The following is a 16445-nucleotide window of genomic DNA, read 5'->3' on the forward strand; positions in this document are numbered from 1 at the left end:
CGCGAAGTAGCCGCGCGAGCGCGAAGTGCCGAGCGAGCGCCAAGAGGGCCGGCCGCCCCCGTACGGAACGGGGGGCGGCCGGCCCTTCGACGTGGCGCGGGGCGGCTCAGCCCGCGTGGGCGACGCCCGCCTCGCCCATCGTGCCGATCCGGCCGAGCAGGTCGACGATCCGGCCCTGGACGTCCTCGGTGGTGGAGCGCTCGGCGAGGAACAGCACCGTCTCGCCGGTGCGCAGCCGGGGCAGTTCGCGCGGGTCGAGGTCCACCGAGGTGTAGACGACCAGCGGGGTGCGGTGCAGCCGGTCGTTGGCGCGCAGCCAGTCCAGCAGGCCGACCCGGCGGCGGCGGATCTGCAGCAGGTCCATGACCACGAGGTTGGGCTGCACGCTGCTGGCCCGGGCCACCGCGTCGTTCTCGTCCACCGCGTGCTCGACGTGCATGCCGCGCCGCTCCAGGCTGCTGATCATCGCGGCGGCGATGTCCGGGTCGCCCTCGACCAGCAGGACCCGCGGCGCGTGGTGCTCGCCGTCGCGGGGGGCGAGGGCGCGCAGCAGCACGGCCGGGTCGGCGCCGTACGCGGTGTCCCGGGTGGCCTGGCCGAGGCCGGCGGTGACCAGGACGGGGACGCGGCGGTTGAGTGCCGCGGTGCGCAGCGACTGGAGCGCGGTGCGGGTGATCGGCCCGGTGAGCGGGTCGACGAAGAGGGCGGCGGGGAAACCGGCGACCTGGGCGTCCACCTCCTCACGGGAGCTGACGATCACCGGCAGGTAGCCGCGGGCCTGGAGCGCCTGCTTGGTGGCCGGGTCGGGCTCGGGCCAGACCAGCAGCCGACGGGTGTTGGCCAGCTCGCCGCCCGGGGACGACGGCTGCCCGTCGGCGGGCCGTTCCTCGGCGGGCGGGAGCTCGGCCATCGGGCGCGGGGCGTTCCGGGCCTCGGCCGGGGCGGCCGACTGCTGCGGGAGGGCGGGCACCGGCGGGGCGCCGAGCGGACGCGGCGGGGCGAGTTCGCCCAGGCCGGTGCCGACCGGGCGCGGGCCCGGGTCCTCGGCGGCGGGCAGCGCGGGGCGGGCGGGCTCCAGCGCGGTGCCGGGCGCACCCGCGTCCTGGCCGGCCGGCACCGGGGGCGCGGCCGGAGCGGGGAGCGCGGCCGGACCGGGGGCGCCCACCTGCACCTCCGAGCCGGGCCCGGGCGGGACGGCCAGCCGGCGGCGGCGTCCGGTCGGTGCGGTGGCGGCGGCGGCCGGCTCGGGCAGTACGGGCGCGGGGCCGGCCGGCAGGGCGTGCTCCAGGCCGGGGTACACCGGGGTGTCGGCGGCACCGGGCAGGGCGAAGCCGCCGGAGGAGTCCTCGGCGGAGGGCAGGGCGCGGCGCCGGCGGGGCTTGGGCTCGCCCGCGGTCTCCTCGGGGGCGGTCCCGTCGGTCGGGGTGCCACCGGGCGGGGTGCCGTCGGCGGCCGGGGCGGCGGGGGCCGGGCCGAGCGCCAGCGGCTCGCGTCCGCCGGGCCGGTCCTGCGGGGCGCGCCCGCCGTCGACGGGCACGGCGTAGGCGGGGCCGGAGCGGCCGTCGTCATTGCCCCACGGGTCGCTGTGTGCGCCGTCCGGGCCGGCCAGGCCCTGGCGGCCGTACGCGGGGTCGTGGCCGGTGCCGTTCCACTGCTCGGGGACGGCCCGCTTGACCCGGGCGGGGGCGTTCGGCCACTGGTCGGCGGGTGCCTCGGGCGCGGCGGGTGCCGGGGGAGTCGGGGGTGCCTCGGGACCCGCCTCGGCAGGGGTCTCGGCGGCCGGACGGCCGCGCCGGCCGCGGCGCTCGGTGGCCTGGGGCGTCTCGGCGGGTGCCGGCTCGGCCGCCGGGGCCTTGCGGGCGGGCTGCTCGTCGGCCGCGGCGGCGGGTTCGGCGCTCCCGCCACTGCTGGGCAGCTGCGGGATGCCCGGCAGCTCGGGGAGGACGGCGCTGTCGCTCTCCTTGGGCCGGTCGGAGCGGCCCTCGGCGGCGGCGCGCTCGGCGGCGGCCTTCGCGGCGACCGGGTCCAGCGGCAGCTCGACGACGTACGTGGTGCCGGCCTTGCCGGGCAGCTCGTGCGGCTGGAGCACGCCGCCGTGGCGCTCGACCACCGCGCGGGCTATCGGCAGGTGGACGGGGCTGCCGCCGACGCCGGGGCCGCGGATCTCGACCCGGGCGACCTCGCCGCGCTGGGCGGCGGCCAGGACGACGGTCGGCGGTTCGGGGGTGGACGGCTGCGCGGGCGCGCTGCCGCCGCCGGCCAGACCGGGCACGCCCAGGCCGGGGGAGGGGGTGGTGGGGGCGTCCAGCCCGAGGCGGACGCCGCTGACGTCGGCGACCAGGTGGGCCAGCGCCTGGGCGAGCCGCCGCTCGTCGGCGATCACCTCGACCGCGGCGGCGTGCACCGAGAACCGCACCCGGCCCGGGCCGACCAGCTCGCCGGCCTCCTCGACGGCCCGGCGGACCACCGTGTCGAGGGCGACCGGGACCTGGGCCGCGGCCGTCCGCCGGCCCTTGCCCTCCTTGCCCTCCTTGGTCTCCTTGCCGTCCTTCCCGTCCTTGGCCTCCGCCGCGCCGCTCTCGCCGGCCTCGCAGCGCTGGTGGTCGAGGACGCCGTCGATCAGCTTCCCGAAGCGGCGGCACTCCTCGGCGAGCCGGCGCAGCGTCCAGTTGGCCTCGGGCCAGAGCTGTCCGGCCGGGTCGGCGGCGAGCGCGTCCAGCCGCTGGTTCAGCGCGTTCAGCGCGCCGCCCAGCTCGCTCTCCAGGACGGCGGTGAGGTGCTCGTTGCGGGCGATCAGGGCGAGTTCGCGGCTGCGGTCGGTGAACGTCATCACCGCGCCGACCAGCTGGTCGCCGTCCCTGACCGGGGCGGTGGTGAGGTCGACGGTGACCGGCCGGCCGTCCTTGCGCCACAGCACGGTGCCGCGCACCCGGTGCTTGCGCCCGGAGGTCAGGGTGTCCAGCAGCGCGGACTCCTCCAGCGCCAGCGGGGTGCCGTCGGCCCGGGAGTGCTGGATCAGCGGGTGCAGTTCGCGCCCGCCGAGCTCGCTCGCCCGGTACTCCAGGATGTGCGCGGCGGCCGGGTTGACCAGCACGCAACGGCCTTCGAGGTCCACCCCCAACACACCCTCGGCGGCGGCGCGCAGGATCATCTCGGTCTGCTTGTGCTGGCGGCGCAGCTCGGCCTCGACGCCGAGCCGGCCGGAGAGGTCGCGGACCAGCAGCAGGAGCAGGTCGGAGGAGGACGGGGAGCGGGAGCCCTCGCGGTACGGGTCGTACGGGACGAGCGGGGAGAGCGCGTAGCCGCGGCCGTTGTCGTTGTCGTCGGCGAAGTCGTTGCCGGAGACCTCGACCGGGAAGGTGCTGCCGTCGGTGCGGTGGGCGGTCATCCGGACCGGGCGGTCGAGGTCGTCGCCGTCACGGGTGGCCGGGCGCATCGAGCCGGGGATCCGGCTGGGGTCGAACTCCGGGAGCAGGCCCAGTAGGCCCATGCCGACCAGTGAGGTGCCCGGCGCCTGCAGCGCCTGGACCGCCGCGCTGTTGGCGTCCACGACGGTGCCGTTGCTGTTCACCAGCAACAACGCGTCGGGCAGGGCGTCGAGTATGGCGGCGAGGCGAGCAGCGCCTCGGATCGGCCTGCTGCTCACGTCGACAGGTCTCCTCGGCTCGGGGCAGCTCCTCCGGAGACGGCAGTATCTCATTCTTCTTTGCGGCGGGGACGACCCGCCTAGTAACGTTGGCGGTGGTTGGTGCCGAACCCCAGGGTTGTGGCATCATCACTGACACACGGAACGGGTCCGCTTCACGCGGGTGCGGTCCATGTGGGGAGGCTTCGCCTAGTCCGGTCTATGGCGCCGCACTGCTAATGCGGTTTCGGGGTTATTCCTGATCGAGGGTTCAAATCCCTCAGCCTCCGCCAGTCGGGAGCCCCCGTCGACACACTCGTCGACGGGGGCTCTTCGCGTTCCCGGGGTGGGTCGGGTCGGGCCGAGGTGGGAACCGGTCGGGGCAGGTCCGGGCCGTCCCGGCGTGACCCTGGCCTGGCCCCCGAGCGGCCCGGGGGCGGGCCCCGGCGCAATCGATTTCGCCCCACGTCGCAGGTCATGTAATGTTGTCCACGCAACGCCCCGGCGGCAACGTTCACCGGGGCGAGCGCTCATAGCTCAACGGATAGAGCACTTGACTACGGATCAAGAGGTTGCAGGTTCGAATCCTGCTGAGCGCACCAAACTCCGCAAGATCGGGTTCGCCCGTTCCTTGCGCTCATAGCTCAACGGATAGAGCACTTGACTACGGATCAAGAGGTTGCAGGTTCGAATCCTGCTGAGCGCACCAGCGAGAAGCCCCCGGCCACCGGCCGGGGGCTTCTCCGTTTTCCCGGCTGCTCGGTGGTGGGCGGGTGCCGGGCACCGCGTCGCCGGGCGACGGCCCGGGCCCGCCGAGCGGGCGGGTAATTCGAACAGACCTCCTCGATGAATGGTCAGGTACCGGACGCTGGGGTCCGCAGGATTAGCCGGGATTTCCCATTCCCGCGTCCGTCCGGGTGGTATCGATTGCCGCCTAATGGATGAAATGCAGCTGTTTCGGGTACATCCCTTCCTGCCGCCCGGATTACCGCCGAACGGGTGGGACACGGCCAAAAGCGCAGGTGTCGCGGTATGAACGGTCCAGGATCGTGATTCCTTTTTGTCGGATCTTGTGCCCGGACTGCCCGTCGCCCCGGCAGCCCGATCGCGAAGGAGAGCCGGATGAGCCGACAGTTCCCCCGTACCGCGGCCGCCCTGGCCGTCCTCACAGCATCCCTGCTGACCGGCTGGAACGTCCCGCTCTCGGTGGCCCAGCAGTCCCCTGACGCCTGGTCGGCGGAACACCGGGCGGTCCTGCCCTCGGGACTTTCCGTGCAGGTCGATTTCGACGCCTCTCCCGGGGTGCGGGTCGCCGCCGGAACCGGCGAATTGGCGGCACGGCCCGGAGGGGGGCGCACCACCGTCTCCTATGCGGACGGAATTCGCCCCGGAGATCCCGCGCAGACCTTCCAGCTCGCCCAGGACCGTCCGCAGACGGACGGTTCCTGGCGCACCACCGGGACGCTCGGACTGACGTTCTCCCGGCCCGTCCGCAATCCCCGGCTGCACCTCAGCGGACTCGCCGCGCTCGCCACCGGGAAGTCCGGTACCACCGGCACCGCGGCCCGGCTGACCCTCACCGGCGGCTCACCCACCACTCCCACCCTGGTCGGCCGCACCGACTGGACCGGCTGGACGGTCGACGGCAACACCCTCGCCCCCGCCGGCCGGGACGGCACCTCCGACGGCGCGCCCGGCTCCGCCGCCGAAGGCACCCTGGAACTCGCCGGGACCTTCCGCACCGCGGTGTTCCGGGTCGAACAGCGCTCCACCGCCAGGGCCGGCAGCACCACCGCCCCGCCCGTCCTGCGCCAGGCGTACACCGTCACCGTCGACGAGGACCTCGGCAGCGCGCCGCAGGCCTACGGCAACGCCTCGCACGTGGTCTCCGACCTCTTCCTCGGCGCCGACGCCACCACCCCGTCGCGCCGCGCCCGCACCTGGTCAGTCGGGGCCGTCGGCGACGAGCCGCTGGTCCGGCTCGACCACGGCGCCTCCCTGCGCAGCCCCTTCGCCGGCCCGCCGCCCAAGCTCCAGCCCGGCCGCGGCGAGTACCAGGGCGCCGACCCGTCGATCAGCTTCCCCACCGAGGCCGCCATCGGCCGCTATTACCGGCTGACCGTGCCGGTCGAGGTGGGCGACCAGCCCGCCACCCTGGCCGGCTGGATCGACTTCGGGCACACCGGCCGCTTCGAACCCGCGGGCCGGGTGCAGACCGAGGTCCCGCCCGGCGCCGACACCGCGACCCTGGAATGGACCGTCCCGGCCGGGGCCGCCTCGGGCGAGACCTGGGCCCGGCTGCGGATCGGCCGCGACACCAGCCAGCTGGTCCCCTCCGGCGGCTTCGCCGACTCCGGACAGGTCACCGACCAGCGGATCAAGCTCACCGTCGGGGCCGCCCGGCCGGAGATCGCCGAACCCGCCGACGGAGCCGTCCTCGCCGACGCCCGCCCGGAGATCAGCGGCGAAGGCGCGGTGGCCGGCGCCACCGTCGAGGTCCGGGAGGGCGACACCGCGCTGTGCCGGGCCAAGGTCGGGCGCGGCGGCGACTGGTCCTGCCGCCCCGCCGGAGCACTCGCCGCCGGTCCGCACAGCCTCACCCCGGTGGAGACCACCAGCGGCGGCGTGGTGCTGCGCGGCGAGGCGGTCAAGGTCACCGTGAAGACCGTGCCGCCCACCGCCCCCGTACTCACCCTCCCCGCCTACACCAACGACCCCGGGCTGCAGCTCGCGGGCACCGGCGACGCCGGCAGCACCGTCTCGGTCACCGAGCGCCCCGGCGGCAACGAGCTGTGCAGCACCGCCGTACGGCCGGACGGCCGGTGGTCCTGCCTGCCCGTCGAGAACCTGACGGAGGGCCGGCACCAGCTCGCCCCGGCCGCGGTCGACGCGGCCGGCAACCGGACCGCCGGGCAGCCCGTCACCCTGACCGTCGACACCGTCCCGCCGGACCGGCCGGCCCTCACCTCACCCGCCCCCGGGGAGACCCTGCTCACCACCCGCCCGAAACTCGCCGGGCGGGCCGAACCGGGCACGAACGTGCTGGTCACGGCAGGGCCGAGCGCCGCCTCCGACCGGCGGACGGTGCTCTGCGGGACGACGGCCGCCCTCGACGGGAGCTGGACCTGCACCGCCAACCGGGACCTGACGGACGGGGAGCAGTGGCTCACCGTCACGGCCACCGACCCGGCGGGGAACGGGGCCTCGGCCGAGCCGGTCCGGGTGAGGGTCGCGGCGCCGGTGCCGAGTCCGACGGTGCCGAGTCCGGCGGTGCCGAGCCCGGCGGTGTCGGCTTCGGCCGCTCCGAGTCCTGTGGTGTCGAGCCCGGCGGTGCCGAGTCCCTCGGCGTCGAGCACGGTGACGGCGAGCCCTGCGGTGCCGAGTCCGGTGGCGTCGAGCCCTGCGGTGCCGAGTCCGACGGCGTCGGTGCCGGTCGGGTCGGTCACGCCTTCGGCCTCGGTTTCGGCTGCGCCGAGCCCGAGTCCCAGCCCGTCGGCTGAGGTGGTGGTGCCCGAGGTGCCGGTGCCGGTTCCGCCGGGGGTGTTGCCGATCCCCGTGCCGGTGGTCGCTCCGACGGTGTCGCCGAGCCCGTCGGCCGCCAGTCCGTCGGTGGCTTCGTCGGGCTCCGCAACGCCGAGCCCGAGCCCGAGCGCGTCGGTTTCGGCGGTGTCCTCCCCGGGCCCGGTGCCGAGTCCGTCGGTTGTGGCAGTGGTGCCCGAGGTGCCGGTGCCGGTTCCGCCGGGGGTGCTGCCGATCTCTGTGCCGCCGGTGGTCGTCCCGCCGGTGGTCGCTCCGACGGTGACGCCGAGCGCGAGCGCGAGCGCGAGCCCGAGCCCGAGTGCGAGCGCGTCGGTTTCGGCGGTGTCCGTCGTTCCGTCCGCCCCTGTCCCGTCTGCCCCTGTCACGTCCGTCCCGTCCTCCCCGACCGCTGCTCCGAGCCCGGTCTCGACCCCCAGCCCGTCTCCGACCTCCGCCGTCAGCCCGTCCCGGGCGCCCGTCGACGCCGTGACCGGCCGGCCGTCACCGACCGAGTCGGCCGAGCCGGCCGTACCTGCCGAGCCCGCCGAGTCCGCCCGGGCGGCTGCCCGGCCGCTGCCCGCGCCTCCGGCGGAGGGTTCGCAGGGCGCGGCGGCGCGCTCGGAGGAGGCCGGGTGGCGTGGTGGGCTCGCCGGAATCCTGCTGGTGCTCACCGGGATCGGGCTGATCACCCGTCGGGTGTTCGCCCGTGGGCCCGGTGCTCGACGCCGCTGATCGGCGTCTAACCGTCCCGACCATCAGTTCATGTGCCTGCGCGTCAGGTCGGCTTTGGACGATACGTCAGTAAATGTCGACACACCTCGACTCAAATGTCGCATTTGATGACGTATGAACTTAGCCTGACCCTGGCACTGCCCGTCAGATCCGGGCCGCCCGTTGCGCGACACACCGACCCAGAGGATCCGTGCATGGACGTCACCCGCGACTCTTCGCAGCGACCCGACAACCCGCCCAGGGCGCTCCCTCCGGCACTGCCGGAACGTTCCGCCTCCGGCGCCAGCCCGCTGACCAGAGCCACGGCCGTCACCGCGGCCAAGGTGGCCAAGCCGGTGGGCGGCCCGGGCGACAGCGGGCCGGCCACCACTCCGTTGGCGGTCGTCCCCGCGCCGTCGCCCGCCGGGCCCGCGGACCTGCGCGACCCGCTGGAGACGGCCGGACCGGACACCGTCGAACTCCTGGAGGCCACCGCGGTCGGCTCCCCCGCCGCCACCACCTCACGGCGGCCGCCGCGCGCCGACCAGGCGCTGCGCGAGCACGCCGCCACCGCGCTGCCCGGCTGGACCGCCCTCCTGGTCGTGCTGCTCGGGCTGGCCGGGGTGCTGTTCATCCTGCTGCGCACCGGCGTCATCCCGCACTGGGACGTCCTGCCCGATCTGCGCGGTGCCGCCGCGCGGGCGAGCGGACGGGCGGAGGCGGACGCCGGGTGGATCGCCGGGGTCAGCGCGATCGGCCTGCTGGTGGTGTTCGCGCTCGCCGGGCTGCTGGCCAACGCGGGCGGCGAGACCCGGGTGCTGACCCGCTGGGGCCGCTACCGGGGCACCGTCCGCCGGACCGGCCTGGTCTGGGTCAACCCGCTGCTGCGCCGCCGCCGGGTGGACGTGCGGCTGCGGCACTGGCGCAGCGAGGCGGTGAAGGTGGTCGACCGGACCGGCACGCCGATCGTGGTCCGGCTGCTGATCGTCTGGCGGGTCAAGGACACCGCGCGGGCGCTGCTGGCCATCGCGGACCACGAGGGCTACCTGCGCGAGCAGGTCCAGGCGGTGCTCACCCGGACCGCGTCCATCCTGCCCTGCGACAGCAACGCGGCGCCCGGCCCGGCGTTGCGCGACGGGCAGTGGTTCGCCGACGAGCTGACCAGGGCGCTGGCCGCCGAGGTCGCCCCGGCGGGCCTGGAGGTCTACTCGGCGCAGCCGCTGGGGCTGGACTACGCGCCGGAGGTCGCCGAGTCGATGCGCCGCCGCCGGCTGGCCGACCTCGACGCGGGCCTGCGGACGGTGCTGGTGGACGACGCGGTGGAGGCGGCGGCGCTCGCCGTCCGGCGCCTGGAGCGCGCGACCGCGCACGAACTGGACGAGGCCGCCCGCAGCGCGCTGATGGAGCAGCTGCTGGTCGCCTTCGTCGCCCCGGCCGGAGTGGCCGCCTCGGTACCGTCCCCGGCCGCCCGTGCCGGGCGGAAGGAAGGACGACCCGCATGAGGATAGCCACCGGCGCGTACGCCGAACCTGGTCCCGGATCGATCGGCTTCGACGAGGACCCCGGTCTGATCGGCTTCGAGGAGCGCCTCGGCAGCATCCCCGCGATCGCCGGCTGCGGCTGCCCGAACTGCGCGCCCCGGCCGCGCACCGCCCGTTCCGCCGCGGCGGCCGGCGGCAGCCGAATACACCGGGCCGTGCGGGGCACCTGCCTGGCCACCACCGTACTGGCGGGTGCCGGGGCGGTCGGCCTGACGGCCGGTGCCGGGTCCGCGCACGCCGCGGCCGGGAAGCAGGGCTGGGACGGGTCGAGGTACTGGTTCAAGAACGCCGCCGGCGAGTGGCGCTGGACCGGCCACTACGAGGTCTACGCGAGCCGCACCGGGCGGTCCGCCTCCGGCTCCTCCGGCTCCTCCGGCTCGGGCGGCTCCAGCGGCTCCGGCGCTTCGGGCGCCCAGGCCGTCTCGAACGGTCCGGCCTCCTCCTCCGGGCCGCGCCAGGGCTGGGACGGGTCGAGGTACTGGTTCAAGAACGGCAGCGGCGAGTGGCGCTGGACCAGCCACCGCGACGTCTACCTGAACCGCACCGGGCAGTCCGGCGGCGGTTCGGCCCCCGCCCAGCCCGTGAGCCGTCCGTCCTCGGACGCCGCGCCGACCTCCGGGAGCAAGGAGGCGGCCCTCGACTACGCGCTCGCCCAGCTGGGCAAGCCGTACGTCTGGGGCGGCGACGGTCCGACCGGCTACGACTGCTCGGGGCTGGTGCAGCAGGCTTACCGGAGCGCCGGGATAAGCCTGCCGCGGGTGGCGGACGACCAGTACGCGGCGACCACGCCGATCAGCGCGGGGCAGCTGCGCCGCGGTGACCTGGTGTTCTGGTCGGACAGCGGCCGGGCCTCGGGGATCCACCACGTGGGGATATACCTGGGCGGCGGCAAGTTCGTGGAGGCGCCCCGGCCGGGCCGGACCATCCGGGTCTCGACCCTCAACCAGGGCTACTACCCGACCCACTTCGGTCGGCCGTAGTACCGGGAACGGCGCTGGGAACGCACCGGGCCCCGACAGCCGCGCGCTGTCGGGGCCCGGTGTCGTGCTCAGGCCTCGGAGGCGGCGTCCAGCAGGGCGGTCTGCTCCGGGGTGAGCTTCAGGGCGGCGCCGGCCAGCAGCGGCGGGAGCTGCTCGACGGTACGGGCGCTGGCGATCGGGGCGGCGACCGTCGGACGGGCGGCGAGCCAGGCCAGGGCGACGGAGGCGAGCTCGACCCCGTGCTCGGCGGCGACGGTGTCCAGTGCCTCCAGCACCTTGGGGCCGCGCGGCTCGGCCAGGTAGCGGGCGGCGCCCTCGGCCCGGGCGCTGTCCACGCCCGCGCCGCCCGGGCGGTACTTGCCGGTCAGGAAGCCGGAGGCGAGCGCGTAGTACGGGACGGTGGCCAGGCCGTGCTCGGCCACGACCTCGGCCAGCGGGCCCTCGAAGGTGTCGCGCGAGACCAGGTTGTAGTGCGGCTGGACGGCGACGTACTTCGCCAGGCCCTCGCGCTCGGCGAAGGCCAGCGCCTCGGACAGCCGCTCGGCGCCGATGTTGGAGGCGGCGACCGCGCGGACCTTGCCCTCGCGGACCAGCTCGTCCAGCGCGGTGACGAACTCCTCGACCGGGGTGTCGTCGTCCCGGTGGGTGTAGTACAGGTCGATCCGCTCGATGCCCAGGCGGCGCAGCGAGGCCTCGGCCGCGGCCTTGATGTTGGCGGCGCCCAGGCCGCCGGCCTCGGGGTGCATGCCGACCTTGGTGGCGATCACCACGTCGTCGCGGTTGCCGCGGCTGCGCAGCCAGTTGCCGAGCACGGTCTCGGACTCGCCGCCGGTGTTGCCCGGGGCCCAGGCCGAGTAGACGTCGGCGGTGTCGACGAAGTTGCCGCCGGCGGCCGCGTAGGCGTCCAGGACGGTGAAGGACTGCTGCTCGTCGGCCGTCCAGCCGAAGACGTTGCCGCCGAGGGAGAGCGGGAAGACGGACAGGTCGGAGGTGCCGAGGCTCACCCGGCTGTGGGTTCCGGTCATGATCGAAGCCAACCCGATCCCGTGGTGGGGCATTCCGCGTTCGGCGCGGTGTTCACGAGTCCGTCGCACCACCGTCGCACGCCGGGGTGGTGCGACGGCCGGGAGGAGGGGTCCGGGCTGTGCCTGAGGTGGGCCGATTCGTTAGAGTCCGTGCCATGGCTGACAACGACTACGACCCCGCCGGCAGCACCCAGATGTTCCGGGCGTTCGTCGACGAGACCCCGGCTCGCCAGGAGCCGGGCAACGTTTCCACCTACGGCCGCAGCAGCGGTGGCGGCAGCAGCCGTACCGGCGTGATCGCGCTGGTCGCGGTCGTCACGCTGGTCGTGCTGGGTGCCGTCATCTGGCTGGCGGTCAAGTGACCCTCGCGCGGGTGGCCCTCGTCCGGGTCACCCGCGCGACGGGAGCGGCGCGTCCCGGCAGGAGCACGTCTGTCGGCAGGCGTGCGCCTCTCAGCAGGGCTTGCGCCAGGCGTTCAGTTCGAGCTTCTTCTGCATCGAACTGAAGCCCAGCGACTTGGCCTTGGCGCAGAACTGGTCCGTGTCGAGCTTGTACTCGACATGGAAGACCGCCTTGCCCGCCTTGACGAAGGGTGCGACCCGGTCGCACTCGTTGAACTGCGAGCACTCCTCGTTGACCGCGAAGTCGAAGTCCGGCAGCAGCGCGGGGATCTGGTCCAGATCGTTCTTCAGGCCGATGGCCAGGCCGCGCTCGTGCGCGAGCTGGGCCAGCATCCGGTTGTACTTGATCTGGTCGTCCGGGGTCAGCGGGAAGCCGCTGTTCTGGTTGTAGGCCTCGATGGTGTCCGGCTCGATGGCGTCGAAGCCCTTGCTCTTGCACATGTCGAAGCGGGCGGCCATCAGCGGCTTCAGCTGGTCGAGCTTGCGGATGTCGAACCACTTCTCGCCCTTCCAGCCGGTGTCCGAGCCCTGCAGCGCCTTGGTGAAGGCGGCGGAGTCGGGGCGGAAGTTCTCCCAGGAGCCGGCGTTGATGTAGCAGATCACCTTGCGGCCCTTGGCGTGCAGCGCGGCCACCACCGAGGCGTCGTTCTCGAAGCCGTCGATGTCGTAGACCGGGACGTCCACCGACTGGTCCACGGTGCCGCCGCCGAGCTGCCACTGCCAGGCCAGGCCCGGGGCGGGCTGCCAGCGGGCGCCGGCCGGCGGCGGGGCGGTGCTGCCGGGCGGGGTGGTGCCCGGGGGAGTGGTGCCGGGCGGGGTGGTGCCCGGGGCCGTGCCCGTGCCGGGGTCACTGGGCGTGCCGGGGGTGGGCGTGCCCTCGGGGGTGCCCGGGGCGGTGGTGCCCGGCGTGCCCGGGGCGGTGGCCGCGGGAGGCGCGCTCGGGGAGCCGTCGGCCGAGTCGTCGTCGTCCTCCGAACCGGAGCTGCTGCAGGAGGTGAGCAGCAGGGCGGTGGCGGTGGCCAGGGCCAGGGCGGCCGGCAGGTGCCGGTTGCGGCGGTTCACGGTAGTCGGACTCCGGATCGGGTCAGGTGAGTTCAGCGGCGGTCAGGCCGTACGGCAGGGTGCGCCAGGGGTTGTCGCCGGCGCCGGGGACGGCGCAGCCCACACCGGCCCGGCGGGCGGCGATCAGGGCGGCGGCGTCCTGGGCGTGCTCGGCCGGGACGTCGTAGACCAGGTGGCAGAAGCGGGAGGCCGCGTGCCGGGCGGTCCACAGCGGTTGCGTCATCGCGCGGTAGGTGTCCCAGTCGCCCTCGAAGGTGACCAGCAGGTCGGCCAGGCCGACCTCGGCGTAGCCCGGGTCCGGGTGCTCGCCGTGACCGAAGATCACGGTGCCGCAGCCGGCCGCGCGGGCGGCCGTGGCCAGCCGCCGGTAGTGCGCCAACGCGCCCGGGTGAGTGGTCACTTGGTCGAGGTAGACGCCGGTGATGCCGTGTCGCTGACGGTACGTCAGGATGTCCGCGACCACGGCCGCGTGCGGCCTGCGGCCGTAGTCGGTGTCGGCGTACCCGACCAACGGCAGCCCGGCGGACCGGAGTTCGTCGGCGGCCTCGGCGAAGACGTGGTCCGGGACCTCGCCCGGACCGTCGGCGAGGTTGAGCACCACGGCGGCGATCCGGTCGGGGTCGGCGGCGGCGACCGCCCGCCAGGCCGCCGGGTCCACCGCGGGGTGGACGTACAGCGGCACCAGCAGGCGGCCGTCGGGGTGCCCGGCGGTCATGCGACCACCGGGGCGGGCGTGGGCTCGGGGGTGCTGAGCCACAGGTCACGCAGGGTGTCGGCGAGGCCGGTCGCCGGGTGCCAGCCGAGCTCCCGGGCGGCGGCCGACACGTCGGCCTGCTGCCAGGAGACCGCGGCCGAGCGCTCGGAGCCCGCCCCGCTCTCGTCGATCCGGCCGGTGAAGCCGGCCGCCGCGACCAGTCCGTCGGCGATCGCCCGGACCTGCCTGGCCTGCCCGGAGGCGAGGTTGAGCACCCGGGGCAGCGGGCGGTCGGCCGTGACGGCCAGACCGACCGCCTCGGCGACGTCCCGGGCGTCGACGAAGTCGCGGTAGGCGGAGAGGTCCCCGACCGTGATCACTCCGTCGGCGCCCTCGGGCGCCACCCGGCGCAGCTCGGCGGCCAGCCGGCCGGGCAGCGAGCCCGCCGGGGCGCCCGGGCCGACCGGGTTGAACACCCGCAGGACCACCGCGTCCAGGTCCGACTCGGCCACCGCGAGGGAGCCGGCCAGCTTGGTCGCGCCGTACACGCCGACCGGGCGGGCGTCGGCGTCCTCGGACAGCGAACTGCCCTGCGCGCAGACGCCGTACTCGCCGGCCGAACCGATGTGCACCAGGCGGGCCTTCGGGGCGCCGAGCCGCAGCGCCTCGCAGAGCACCGCCGGACCACGCGCGTTCACCTCGGCGAGCGTGACCCGGCTGCCGGCCACCGCGCCGGCGAAGTTGACCACGGCGTCGGGAGCCAGCGCGGCGATCTCCTCGCCGAGCGGGTGGGCCTGGGCGGTGGCCAGGTCCAGCCGGAGGTCGTGGGCGGGCCGCCGGCCCGCGGTCAGCACGGTGGCGCCGGGCAGTGACCGCAGGACGGCGGCGGCGTGACGGCCCAGGAAGCCGTCGCCGCCGAGCAGCAGGATTCTCACGCGGCCCGTCCGTCGCTCTCGGCGCCCGCGGTGACGGGCTCGCCGACCGTGTCGTCGTCGTCCGGGGCGGTGCGGGCGGCCGGGACCGGCAGCTCGGCGACGCCCGGCGTGACACCGGTCTGCTCGAAGGGCATCAGGACCGGGCGGATGGTCGAGAACTCGGCGTTCGCCCGGTCGTAGTCGTCCGGGCGGCCGATGTCGAGCCAGTAGCCGCCGAACTCGTACGCGGCCGGCGGGGTCTTGGCCGCCAGCAGGTCCAGCACCAGCTCGTCGAAGCCCAGCGGCAGGCCGGGGGTGTACTTGGCGAGCGCCGAGCGCGAGACGCCGTACACGCCCATCGAGACGCGGTAGTCGATGCTGGGCTTCTCCTGGAAGCCGGTGATGCTGCCGGAGTCGGTGGTCAGCACGCCGAAGTCGATCTTGACCTGGCGGGCGTAGGTGGCGATGGTCAGCGGGGCACCGGACGACTCGTGGTGCTTGAGCACCCCGGCGAAGTCCAGGTCGGTCAGGATGTCGCCGTTCATCACCAGGAAGTGCTCGGGCAGGCGGTCCTGCATGGTGAGCAGGGGGCCCATGGTGCCGAGCGGGCTGTCCTCGACGGCGTAGCCGACCCGCAGGCCCCACTGGGAGCCGTTGCCGACGTAGGCACGGATGATGTGGCCGAGGTGGCCGATGGCCAGGGTGACGGTCTTGAAGCCCGCCGCGGCGAGCTGGCGCATCACGATCTCCAGGATCGCGTGCTGGTCGCCGATCGGGACGAGCGGCTTGGGAAGCGCGGTGGTGTACGGGCGGAGACGGACGCCCTTGCCGCCGGCCAGGATCACTGCATGCATGGTGTTTCCCCCACGGAAAGGATGTGCAGGACACGAACCTTGGTTACCAGGACGGGCATGATCGCGAAGGCGGTCAGACGTTGTAGATGTCGGTCTTGTAGCGAGCCAGGTTGGCCGGGTCGCGGAAGAACTCGATCGTCTGCTCCAGGCCCTGCTCCAGGCTGAACTGCGGCGCCCAGCCGGTGGCCTCGCGCAGCCGGGTCGCGTCCGCGACCAGGCGCATGACCTCGGAGTTGGTCGGACGGATGCGCTGCTCGTCCTCCTTCACCAGCAGGTCGACGCCCATCAGCTTGCCGACCAGGGTGACCAGGTCGCCGACCGAGATCTCGCCGCCGGTGCCGGCGTTGAAGGTGCGGCCGACCACCGTCTCGGCGGGCGCGGTGCCCACCGTGCGGAAGGCGTTGGCGGTGTCCTTGACGAACGTGAAGTCACGGGTCGGCCGCAGGTCGCCGAGGGTGATCTCGGTCTGGCCCGCCGCGACCTGGGCGATCACGGTCGGGATGACGGCGCGCATCGACTGGCGCGGGCCGAAGGTGTTGAACGGGCGCAGGGTGACGACCGGGGTCTCGAAGCTGGCGTGGTAGCTGTCGGCCAGCCGGTCCCCGCCGGCCTTGGAGGCGGCGTACGGGGACTGGGTGTTGATCGGGTGGTCCTCGGTGATCGGCACGGTCTGCGCGGTGCCGTAGGTCTCGCTGGTGGAGGTGTGCACCATGCGCGGGATCTCCAGGTGGCGCACCGCCTCCAGCACGTTCAGGGTGCCGGTGACGTTGGTGTCCACGTACGAGTGGGGCGCGCGGTAGGAGTACGGGATCGCGATCAGGGCGGCCAGGTGGTACACCGCCTCGGTGCCCTTGACCAGGCCGTTGACGGAGCCCGGGTCCCGGACGTCGCCGAGGACGATCTCGACCGAGTCCAGCACCTCCTCGGACAGGGTCTCCAGCCACCCGAAGGAGGAGAAGGAGTTGTACTGGACCATCGCGCGGACGTGGTGCCCGTCGGCGACCAGGGTCTCGACGAGGTGGGAGCCGATGAAGCCCTCGGCTCCGGTAACCGCGACGCTGCTCATGCGGGGATTCGCTTTCTCGATCTGCCGGTGCGGCCGGACGCTCTGTGGTGGTC

Annotated in this window: 10 protein-coding genes, 3 tRNA genes and 1 pseudogene; 7 read left to right on the forward strand and 7 right to left on the reverse strand. The window is 74.6% G+C overall.

All coding sequences use genetic code 11. The features are described from left to right. Positions 1-106: 106 nt before the first annotated feature. A complete protein-coding gene (locus tag ACYP53_RS09250) occupies positions 107-3646 on the reverse strand; it encodes a PAS domain-containing protein (RefSeq protein WP_459647112.1) in 3540 nt (1179 codons plus the stop codon). Between the two features lie 178 nt (positions 3647-3824). Here ACYP53_RS09250 and ACYP53_RS09255 point away from each other — a divergent pair. From ACYP53_RS09255 to ACYP53_RS09280, 6 genes are all read left to right on the forward strand, one after another. Next, positions 3825-3918: transfer RNA gene (locus ACYP53_RS09255), tRNA-Ser, on the forward strand. A 233-nt stretch (positions 3919-4151) separates the two neighbouring features. Then, positions 4152-4227 (forward strand) — tRNA-Arg (locus ACYP53_RS09260). Between the two features lie 31 nt (positions 4228-4258). After that, positions 4259-4334 (forward strand) — tRNA-Arg (locus ACYP53_RS09265). 413 nt (positions 4335-4747) lie between these two features. Next, positions 4748-7876, forward strand: a complete 3129-nt coding sequence (locus tag ACYP53_RS09270; RefSeq protein ID WP_459647113.1) for an Ig-like domain-containing protein — start codon at positions 4748-4750, stop codon at positions 7874-7876. A gap of 194 nt (positions 7877-8070) precedes the next feature. Continuing rightward, a complete protein-coding gene (locus ACYP53_RS09275; protein ID WP_459647114.1) occupies positions 8071-9357 on the forward strand; it encodes an SPFH domain-containing protein in 1287 nt (428 codons plus the stop codon). Then, positions 9354-10376, forward strand: coding sequence for a C40 family peptidase (locus ACYP53_RS09280; RefSeq protein ID WP_459647115.1), 1023 nt, complete (start codon positions 9354-9356; stop codon positions 10374-10376). The genes ACYP53_RS09275 and ACYP53_RS09280 overlap by 4 nt, the downstream gene beginning before the upstream one ends. 68 nt (positions 10377-10444) lie before the next feature. Here the strand turns inward: ACYP53_RS09280 and ACYP53_RS09285 are convergent, their stop codons facing one another. After that, positions 10445-11401 carry an aldo/keto reductase gene (locus tag ACYP53_RS09285; protein ID WP_189913154.1) on the reverse strand — a complete coding sequence of 319 codons (957 nt, stop codon included), beginning with the start codon at positions 11399-11401 and terminating at the stop codon, positions 10445-10447. A 155-nt stretch (positions 11402-11556) separates the two neighbouring features. On the opposite strand from ACYP53_RS09285, the gene ACYP53_RS09290 reads away from it, so the two are divergent. After that, positions 11557-11763, forward strand: coding sequence for a hypothetical protein (locus ACYP53_RS09290; protein ID WP_189913153.1), 207 nt, complete (start codon positions 11557-11559; stop codon positions 11761-11763). 90 nt (positions 11764-11853) lie between these two features. Here the strand turns inward: ACYP53_RS09290 and ACYP53_RS09295 are convergent, their stop codons facing one another. The 5 genes and pseudogenes from ACYP53_RS09295 to ACYP53_RS09315 form a co-directional block, all read right to left on the reverse strand. Next, positions 11854-12864 carry an endo alpha-1,4 polygalactosaminidase gene (locus ACYP53_RS09295; protein WP_459647116.1) on the reverse strand — a complete coding sequence of 337 codons (1011 nt, stop codon included), beginning with the start codon at positions 12862-12864 and terminating at the stop codon, positions 11854-11856. 22 nt (positions 12865-12886) lie between these two features. Continuing rightward, a complete protein-coding gene (locus ACYP53_RS09300; RefSeq protein WP_189913152.1) occupies positions 12887-13579 on the reverse strand; it encodes a spherulation-specific family 4 protein in 693 nt (230 codons plus the stop codon). Continuing rightward, entirely contained in the window at positions 13576-14493 is a 918-nt protein-coding gene (locus tag ACYP53_RS09305) for an NAD-dependent epimerase/dehydratase family protein (RefSeq protein WP_189913151.1), read from the reverse strand. Before ACYP53_RS09305 ends, ACYP53_RS09300 begins: the two co-directional genes overlap by 4 nt. 131 nt (positions 14494-14624) lie before the next feature. Next, positions 14625-15326, reverse strand: a pseudogene (locus tag ACYP53_RS09310) (nucleotidyltransferase family protein); the annotation flags it as partial. Between the two features lie 73 nt (positions 15327-15399). Next, positions 15400-16392 carry an SDR family NAD(P)-dependent oxidoreductase gene (locus ACYP53_RS09315; RefSeq protein WP_459647117.1) on the reverse strand — a complete coding sequence of 331 codons (993 nt, stop codon included), beginning with the start codon at positions 16390-16392 and terminating at the stop codon, positions 15400-15402. Positions 16393-16445 lie beyond the last annotated feature (53 nt).

This window comes from Kitasatospora sp. Ki12, from assembly GCF_054601375.1.